At 46.6% G+C, this 4517-nt stretch carries 2 protein-coding genes; one reads left to right on the top strand and one right to left on the bottom strand.

Annotation, left to right across the window (positions count from 1 at the left end):
• Nucleotides 1-111: 111 nt before the first annotated feature.
• Nucleotides 112-900, bottom strand: a complete 789-nt coding sequence (locus VE954_RS33715) for a thiamine pyrophosphate-binding protein (protein WP_324961336.1) — start codon at nucleotides 898-900, stop codon at nucleotides 112-114.
• A gap of 411 nt (nucleotides 901-1311) precedes the next feature.
• Here VE954_RS33715 and VE954_RS33710 point away from each other — a divergent pair, with 411 nt between their 5' ends.
• Nucleotides 1312-4128: a 7TM diverse intracellular signaling domain-containing protein gene (locus VE954_RS33710; protein WP_324961334.1), complete on the top strand. Its 2817-nt coding sequence runs from the start codon at nucleotides 1312-1314 to the stop codon at nucleotides 4126-4128.
• Nucleotides 4129-4517 lie beyond the last annotated feature (389 nt).

Genomic DNA, 4517 nt, shown 5'->3' with positions numbered 1-4517 from the left:
AAAGCCTCGATGGCTTTGGGAATTTCATGAAGTTTGATTTCTACCTTAATTACAGACACTTGAGCTCTCATTTGGTGTTTCTTTCTCTGACCGTTTTACCACGGTTTCAGATTAGGAGACACCAATTAGCCGACGGTCCCCCATAACCGGTGCCTGGAGAGCTTCCGCTAATTTGATAATTTCGTGGGAGCAATGACGAGCGCCGAAGCCTACCCACAGAGCGATCGGCTCTCGAAAATACTCCAGGCATTTTGTGATCGTTTCAGGGTCACAGGTCAATCGCACCGGTCGATTCGGGAGACTTGGTATGAGAAATTGCGAAAAAACTGACATCTGAACGGATGGGGAAATTGATAAATGCGCAACAAACCCTTGAGGGTCAGCAAACCCGTGGGCTATACGATTGAGCAGGGCTGGTAACTGCTCAGCCGACTCAATAGACGCGGCAAGATTAAACGGCGCGCCAAGTGTCAGTGAAGTTTCGGTTGTATGGTTTTGGAGGCTCAGGTCTTGAATGCCGAAGCGACCTCTCTGGGGGGCCGGAGTGGAAGCCGAGATTAATAGAATCTTGGCACCTTCGTCCCGTGCTGACAGCATACCTGTTAACGCGTTTGTTATTCCAGGTCCTGCGGTTGTAAAGACCAAGGTCGGACGGTTTGCCGCAAAATAGGCTTCAACAGCAGCGAAAGTAGCCCCCGCTTCATGGCGGCAATGGATAACATGAATGGGGCTATTGGATAAAGTTCCCCAGAGCGAGGCTAAAGCGCCTCCTGATACACCAAACGCTTGATTGATTCCCATAGCGTATAAGATCTTTGGCAGGGCTTCGGCAACTGTGGCCCCTTTGTCAGAGTCTTTTGCGTCCGGGGTGGCAGCAATTACGGGCAGAGTGCGCTGCATTATGACTCCTTCGAGAGAATGTATTTTCCACGTATGCATGATCGGCAATGCAATAGATGGCTTCGGAGGAGTGAGGTTGAAATAAAATTACGCTTGGATTGTTTCGACATTATGGGGGGTTACACGACTCGAATTGCGACTTATTCCAAGGCCGCGGGTGTAATTTAACAGACAAAGGTAAAAGAGATAAAAGAACGGCGTGAGTCTTTATTCCGGGGCTGTGACCTTGGGAGATCAGGCATATCCTTGAAAGACGAGCACAAAATAGGAACTTACCCTAACTAAATTCCATAAGAACAGACAGATTCAATTTTAAGGTTCACAAAGATAAATCGTTGATCGATCGGTGCCGATGACCGATGGATAGAATAGGTGATTGAGATTAACTCATAGAATTAAAGTGATATTGAAATGATGCAGAAATACTGGAGACTTGAGTTTGCTATCAGAAAATACCTGTTGGCCATACTCTATATAACCATGTTGATAAGCGCCCCTTCCCTTCACGCATTGGAGCTAAAAATTGATCAGGCCAGCACGTTTCTGCCCGTTGACCGTCATTTTGAGTTCTATGTGGATGATACAGGATTGGCGACTCTGGAGCAGGTCAGCCACCCATCTTTTGCGAAATTTAGAAAGGCTGCAGAGGATATAGAAGTTTTCAAAACGAGATTCGGTGTTGTCTGGGCACGATTCAGACTGAGTAATCACAGCGACAAGCCGATGAATGCTATCGTATATTTCGCATTTCCGCATTTCGAAACTTTGCGAATCTACCAGTTCCTAGGGGATGGCATTCATACGGAAACCGTGGGCGTAGGGCAAAGGTATGGTGAACGACGCCTGAGCCATAGGACTCCCACATTTCCGATTGTCATTCCAGCACAGTCTTCACAGATTCTCTACTTTAGCTCATCGTCTCCAGTGCTAGGAAACCACATCTATGAAGCTAAAGTGTTTAGCCAATCAGAATTCGATAGGCAGAAGATCAAAGAAAACATCGGGTTTTCGATCATATTTTCCGTTTTGGCAATTATGATGCTTTATAACCTACTGCTCGGAATTACGGTTCGCGACTCACAATACTTACTTTACGTGGGTTTCCTGGCAACAGCATTATTAGCTCTATTTACCGCGACAGGACTATCTTTCCAAGTCCTTTGGCCGAATTTACCGGTCATCACGCAGAGGGGTATAATGCCCCAGTTCGGACTGGCTATGGTAGCTTCCATCCAGTTTGGGCGCTCTTTTCTCAATCTTGGTACGATGATGCCAAGGCTGAATCGCTTCCTTTTCATCCTAATCATTTGCCTCTGTTTGAACATGATCCCAAGTTTTGCAGGGCGAGCCGATATTTCGGTATCTCTGCTATTTCCAATGATGGCTATCGGCTCGATATCTCTCATTGCGGCCGGAGCATGGGTGATGAGGCAGGGCTATCGGCCGGCCCGCTTCTATCTACTCGCCCATAGTGCATTGCTGCTTTCACTTTTCATCTTTGCTCTTGAGACGTCCAAAGTCATCCCGTCTACGGCCTTGGGTAGCATTCTTCCTTTTATCGGTATCTCGGCTGAGGTTGTCCTGCTCTCAATTGGTCTTGCAGATCGGATCAATGATACCAATAGCAGATTTCAAAAAGTGCAAAAGGAGGCATTGGCAGCACAAATTGAAGTGAATAGGATGGGCGAGAAGATGAATCATGAGTTGGAAGAGAAAGTGGAGCTTCGCACAACAGAGCTATGGCGTCAGACCAAAGGCTTAAGCGTCATGCTTGATAATATCAATCAAGGCATTTGCGTCATAGATCTCGAGGGTGTTATTCAAAGTCAGTATTCGCGTCATTTGGAATTCATATTAGATCGGGCCAGCCTCGAAGGCGCCTCCCTCATAAAGATGTTGCTTGGTGGCGGGCAGATGAATCGTGAAGAACAGTCCATGTTGATTTCAGCGCTCGAAATCATGAAGGATGGAGAGCTGATAAATTTTGAGATGAATGCTCACTTATTACCGGCATCTGTCGTGTATAGCAAAGGCAAGCTTACCAAGCAGCTCGAAATAGATTGGGCCCCCATTGAGCATGAAGACGGCAAGATCAATAGAATACTTGCTGCTATCAAGGATGTGACTGCATTCAAAAACGCTGAAGCTGAAGCAAGCGAAAAGCGTCTTGAATTGGAAGCCATAGGGCGGATATTGGATATTTCTGCCTCGAAATTTCGGAGATTTTTGAAGTCCGCGTCCATTCTTATCGAGGAGTCGCGGCAAATGCTCAGAGGGGAGAACATCGGAGGCAATTGGCATGTGCTGCTTAGGAATATTCACACTATCAAGGGCAATGCTCGCACCTACGGTCTTGAAGATATTTCAGGCATGGTTCATTCCATCGAGAGCGAAATCTTCCCCATGGATCCACGTGAGCTCGGTTTGAAAGGACGATCGAGAGTGAATGAACTCTTGAGCCAGATAGAAAAGGTCATCAGTTTCTACCGTGATATTCATGATGAAAAGCTCAAGCGTGGGGCAGCTGCCGAGCAGGAAAAACTCGTGGTTAACCTCTCGACCATGATCACGGAAATCTGGGGTGACATTCCCAGTGATAAGAGAAAAACCTTTCAGATCCTGCTGAGTCGCATCGACGACCTTAATACGAATAGCTTTAAGAAGGTGCTGGAGCCCCTGATTTCCTCCGTCCCCCGTCTAGCGAAGCAGCTAGCGAAGAATTCGCCCGAGGTTAAAATCAGCGGCGTTGACTTTTATATTGAACCGGATTTTCTGCACTATTATGAAGACATATTTGTACATTTGATGAGAAACAGCCTGGATCACGGGTTTCTGGTTTCAGATGAAGGACAGATTCACATAGAAATCGTTCATTGTCATGACAACACTTCAATCATATATCGCGATAATGGGCGCGGATTGAACTTGCCTATCTTGAGGCAAAAGGCCGCCGAAAAGAGGCTGGTTGGTTCTGACGCCGATGATAGCGCTGTGGCTCACACGATATTCACCAGCGGCGTGTCCAGTGCCAGTATGGTGACAGAAATCTCAGGGCGCGGTGTGGGGATGGATGCCGTTCATGGATGTGTGAAACGCCTTAAGGGCAGTATTGAGATCAGACTTCTGGGTGAAAGCCCAGTGGACGCTCATAAAAGGTTTGAATTCTTAATAAAGCTGCCGCCGCAGAATCAGCCGCTGAAGACGCTAAGTTTAGATTTTGCCGCCTGAAGAGGAATAAATCCGGAATGCCACTGTTTCCGTGAGACTCAATGTTTCATTTTTTTGGTCGCTATTGCCATTTAGGCTACGTCTATCGTTATCCTTACTGTCACAGCCAAGACCTGGCAGTATCGCCATCCCAAGTAAAACCGAAAAAATACGTGATCTTATAGGACTCATGTTACCTCCTTGCACGCGTGAAAGACATCTGGATACAATATTGGTCCAGGAACATTTTATGCAAAACCATCTTTATTGTGATTCCCTTACCAAGTCAAAGAGAACTTGTCGAAAGATGGACGGCGCTGGCACATGACCTGGACATGATGAGCACTCAATTTCGTTTTCAAAATTGGACTTGTGCCGCATTGGAAGCAAATTCGCTTACTACTCTACTT

This window comes from Oligoflexus sp., from assembly GCF_035638955.1.
In the GTDB taxonomy this organism is placed as follows: domain Bacteria; phylum Bdellovibrionota_B; class Oligoflexia; order Oligoflexales; family Oligoflexaceae; genus Oligoflexus.
This window is presented reverse-complemented; position numbering and strand designations above follow the sequence as displayed.